Source organism: Streptomyces sp. NPDC002734 (assembly GCF_040295685.1).
In the GTDB taxonomy this organism is placed as follows: Bacteria; Actinomycetota; Actinomycetes; order Streptomycetales; family Streptomycetaceae; genus Streptomyces.
This window is the reverse complement of sequence record NZ_JBEOVU010000070.1, coordinates 1-3,826: the sequence shown is the minus strand read 5'-3', so window position 1 is coordinate 3,826 and position 3,826 is coordinate 1. Positions and strand designations below refer to the sequence as shown.

The window sequence follows — 3,826 nt, the reverse complement described above, 5'->3', positions numbered from 1 at the left end:
TCACCACACCAACGACGAGGGGCTTCGCCACGTCACCACCCCACCTGACCAGGGCGTTCCGCACCTCAAGCGCCAGGATGAAAGACGTTCACTGACCCGAACGCCCGACGCGTCAGGGGCCCTTTCCGACCAAGACCTGCGGTGATCAAGCTTCGACGACACGAACTCGCGTCCGTCGAAGTTCGATGGCAAACGGCCAAGGTTCGATGGCAGAGGACACTGAGTGGTGTTTTCGCAGGTCAGGCGGGTGTTCGGGGAGAACGTGACAGCGGGCGTGACAGGGCGCGGTCCGCGGCGGCCGGGGGACACCACGGCAGTGAGGTCAGTGGCCGCCCAGGAGGTCGTGGTAGGCGGCCGCGGCTCGCTCCCCCAGCTCGTCCTCGATGGACCGGACGACCTTCAGTGCCTCCTCGTCAAGCCGCTCGGCGTCCAGGACCTCGAAGAGGTCGCGGCCGCCCAGCTGCAGGCGCAACTGCTGCTCGGGGAGGCCGCGAAGAGCCCGGCCGGGCCCGCCCTCGGGTGCCGGGGAGCGGGCGGCGTCGAGGGTGAACGCTGCCTCGTCGAGGTGCTCCAGGGAGTCGCGGACGAGCTTGAGCTTCGGGTTCTCCGCCGGCGGGTCCTCGCCCCGCTCGTGAGCAAGACGGGCGCGCCAGCGCTCGAGCTGGTGGGCGCACCAGACGAGGAGGTGTTCCTCGGCCCACTGGGTGCGGAAGTCGGTCTCAAGTTGCTCGGTGGGTGGGCTGAAGTCCTCGGCGAGGTCGTAGGCGCGCGAGTTGGCGGCGCTGTCGTTGCGTGCCTGGCGGGTGCGGTGGGCCTGACGGATGACCGCTTCGGCCCACTGCTGCACGAAGTGGCGGGCGGTCTCCTCCCCTTCTGGTGACGCGTCTGGGTATCGCGGCTTCTTGGACATGCGGGAAGGCTAGACGTCGGGGGAAACGGGGCGGGGTCTGCCGCTGTGAAGCGCGGGCTTCCCCGGGGTGTCACGTTGTCACGCTGGCCCCTCCGCCTCTCCCCTGGGCGGTGTTTTCGCAGGTCAGGAAGGGGTTTGGGGAGAACGTGACAGGCGGTGTGACAGACAGGGGCGCGGTCTGCGGCGGCCGGGGACACCACGGCGGTGAGGTCAGTGGCCGCCCAGGAGGTCGTGGTAGGCGGCCGCGGCTCGCTCCCCCAGCTCGTCCTCGATGGACCGGACGACCTTCAGGGCCTGATCGTCGAGCCGCTCGGCGTCCAGGACCTCGAAGAGGTCGCGGCCGCCGAGCTCCAGGCGCAGCTGCTGCTCGGGCCCGCCCTCGGGTGCCGGGGAGCGGGCGGCGTCGAAGGTGAAGGCGGCCTCGTCGAGGTGCTCCACCTGTGCCGGTCAGACGTGGCTGTCGACAAGCGCGGTGATCTGGGCTTTCGACAGTCCACCCACCTTTGTCTGCGCCACAACCCCGTTCTTGAAAATGATCAGGGTAGGGATGCCTCGGACGCCGAACTTCGCCGGCGTAGCCGAGTGCTGGTTGCTGACTGCCGCTTCACTGCGCTGGGGGTTCTCACGAGACCTGGGCAGCCGTCTCACCACGTGCAGAGAATGGGCCGCGCAGGGCCCGATCTCGCGGACACCGGAGCGAGGAGACGCTCTGGCGCTGAAGCGAGAGTCAGCACCCGGCGGGGCGCCGGTACGGCGGCTGTCACGCTGTTCTGGCGGATCCTCGCCAGGCGGGCATCGGTGCCGTTCACAGCCCTGCTTACGAGAGACCTGAAAGGGCGGCGTGACACCGCCGGGGGGACACCACACCCTCCCGGCGGTCCAGGTGCGGGCCCGGTCCTCCGCCGCGACGCTCCGAAGCCCGTCTATCGAACAAGGCGCGGGCCCGGCCCGGCGGGCGCGCTTCGCAGGAGCCGACGGCGGCGAGCTCCCGCTCCGGCCGGCCCGGCGCTCGCCGGTCCGCCCGGGCTGGCTCGAGCTCGGTCGCGGGACCGCACTGCACGCGGCAGCAGCAGCGGTAGAAGAACGGCGCGTGCAGGAAGCCGTTGGACGGCACGCCCGCACCAGGGCCCGTGCGGAAGAATTAATGTCAGCTTCTCAAAGGAGGAAAACTCTCGGCGCAACGCACCGGTACTTGGCAGGATCAGGCGCGTGAAAGCAGCTCGAATACCCCGGCAACAGCACGTCGTCTCCCAGGTCCGCGCCCGCGTCGAGCACGTCTTCGCCCGCATGAAGACCTGGAAGATCCTTCGCGACTGCCGCTTGAAAGGCGACGGTCCACCACGCCATGCTCGGCATCGCTCACCTACACAACCTGGCCCTCACCGGATAGAGGCAAGCCCGGGAGGGGCACATCATGCGACAACTCAGAGATCATTTACGGGACGAGGCTAACGACGCCCTACGGTGAAGTGTTCAATCAGGCCACGCCCGTTACCTTCCGGCGGACTTGACCCTTCCTTGTAGCCCTTCCGTCACAGTACGGTGCGAAACGTGGACCGAGGGCCGGCTGCCGATACAGGCTCGGCCCGTACCTCAAAAAGCGGCCACGCACAGTCGACCAGGGGGAACATCACATGAACGCTTCGTCCCGCACATGCCACAGGAACACCGGAAGCAGGAAGTCCCACGCTCTCGCAGCCGCGGTGATCACTGCCCTGTTCGCGTCTACGGCGTGCGGACCTGGTGCGGCCGAGAGTCCGGACAATGTGAGGCCCTCCGATCGGCCGAACTCGACGGCTTCGGCGAAGAAGACATCCGCTGAGGAGCCTGTGACAAAGACTGCCGCAGTCACCTTCACTAACAGGGTCGCCAATTTTAACGTATGTAATCCTTGCCGTGTCAACAATCCGAGCCGTCACATCGAGCGGATCAAAAATGAGATCGTCAGGTACCGCCCGCAGGTCATCGCACTGGAAGAAATCTGCGTCGGGGAAACGAACAGAATCATCAGAGATCTCAAGAAAAAGGGCTACCGCTACTACGTAGCGCACGGAAGCGTACAGAAGAAGACCTGGGCATGTCTCGGCCACGGCTCCGCCTATGGCAACGCGATTCTCTCCGCCGCGCCACTGACCGGCAGGGTGAACAAGCGCTACACGGTAGGCGGGACCGAAAACCGCGGATACGTTTCGGCCCTCACCACCGTTGCCGGCAGGAAGGTGCGGGTATTCGCAACCCATCTCGCGCAGGCGGGCCAGCGCGACGCACGATCGAAGCAGATCGCCGAGTTGCGGTCCGCCGTGCGCACGTATCCGAATGCGATTGTCCTGGGGGACTTCAACGCCGACCCCGCGTACTTGGAAATGGCGCCCATGTGGCAGCAATTCCGTGATGCCGACCCCAAGTGCGGCCGGAAGCGGAACCGTCCGCCCTTCTGCCAACCGACTGCCGACGCGTCCCCGTACCGGAAGAAGTTCGATTACATATTCCTCCGCAAGAGCGGCTTCTTCTCCGCGCCAAGTGTGGGAGTACACCCCAATTACTCGGATCACGACCTGATCCATGCCGACCTGCGGGTCCGATAGACCGCGACATGGACGCATCAGCCAAGGGCTTTCGAAAAATAACTCCTCGGTTTCTGGTTTGCGTTGGCTCGTAGGATGCCGGGTTGGCGGAGGGGACGGCACCGGCCTCCTTGTTTCACGGCGGCAGCCGGTTGGGGTGAAGGCGAATGAAACGCGGTCCTAAGAGGTCATCTCACGTGGCGCGAGGATCGTGCTGCTGTGTCTGCTCACGATCCCAGCAAGGTTGAAGATCTAGCTCAGTGAACGTCTTTCATCCTGGCGCTTGAGGTGCGGAACGCCCTGGTCAGGTGGGGTGGTGACGTGGCGAAGCCCCTCGTCGTTGGTGTGGTGA

General features: G+C 65.9%; 4 protein-coding genes and 1 pseudogene. 2 read left to right on the top strand and 3 right to left on the bottom strand.

Annotated elements, in window-relative coordinates; all coding sequences use genetic code 11:
- Window positions 1–322 precede the first annotated feature (322 nt).
- From ABT026_RS32055 to ABT026_RS32045, 3 genes are all read right to left on the bottom strand, one after another.
- On the bottom strand, window positions 323–910 hold the full coding sequence (locus ABT026_RS32055) for a hypothetical protein (protein WP_351118719.1): 588 nt from the start codon (window positions 908–910) through the stop codon (window positions 323–325).
- A gap of 210 nt (window positions 911–1,120) precedes the next feature.
- Window positions 1,121–1,348, bottom strand: coding sequence for a hypothetical protein (locus ABT026_RS32050; RefSeq protein WP_351118718.1), 228 nt, complete (start codon window positions 1,346–1,348; stop codon window positions 1,121–1,123).
- Between the two features lie 9 nt (window positions 1,349–1,357).
- The gene (locus tag ABT026_RS32045) at window positions 1,358–1,558 is read right to left on the bottom strand and encodes a thioredoxin family protein (RefSeq protein WP_351118720.1); all 201 of its coding nucleotides are present in this window, start codon (window positions 1,556–1,558) and stop codon (window positions 1,358–1,360) included.
- 603 nt (window positions 1,559–2,161) lie between these two features.
- On the opposite strand from ABT026_RS32045, the pseudogene ABT026_RS32040 reads away from it, so the two are divergent.
- Window positions 2,162–2,300 (top strand): annotated as a pseudogene (locus ABT026_RS32040) (transposase); the annotation flags it as partial.
- 439 nt (window positions 2,301–2,739) lie between these two features.
- Window positions 2,740–3,495: an endonuclease/exonuclease/phosphatase family protein gene (locus ABT026_RS32035; RefSeq protein WP_351118717.1), complete on the top strand. Its 756-nt coding sequence runs from the start codon at window positions 2,740–2,742 to the stop codon at window positions 3,493–3,495.
- Window positions 3,496–3,826 lie beyond the last annotated feature (331 nt).

Bases quoted from the DNA above. Each gene is read 5' to 3' on its own strand.
- ABT026_RS32055 (WP_351118719.1), bottom strand. From the start codon at position 910: ATGTCCAAGAAGCCGCGATACCCAGACGCGTCACCAGAAGGGGAGGAG.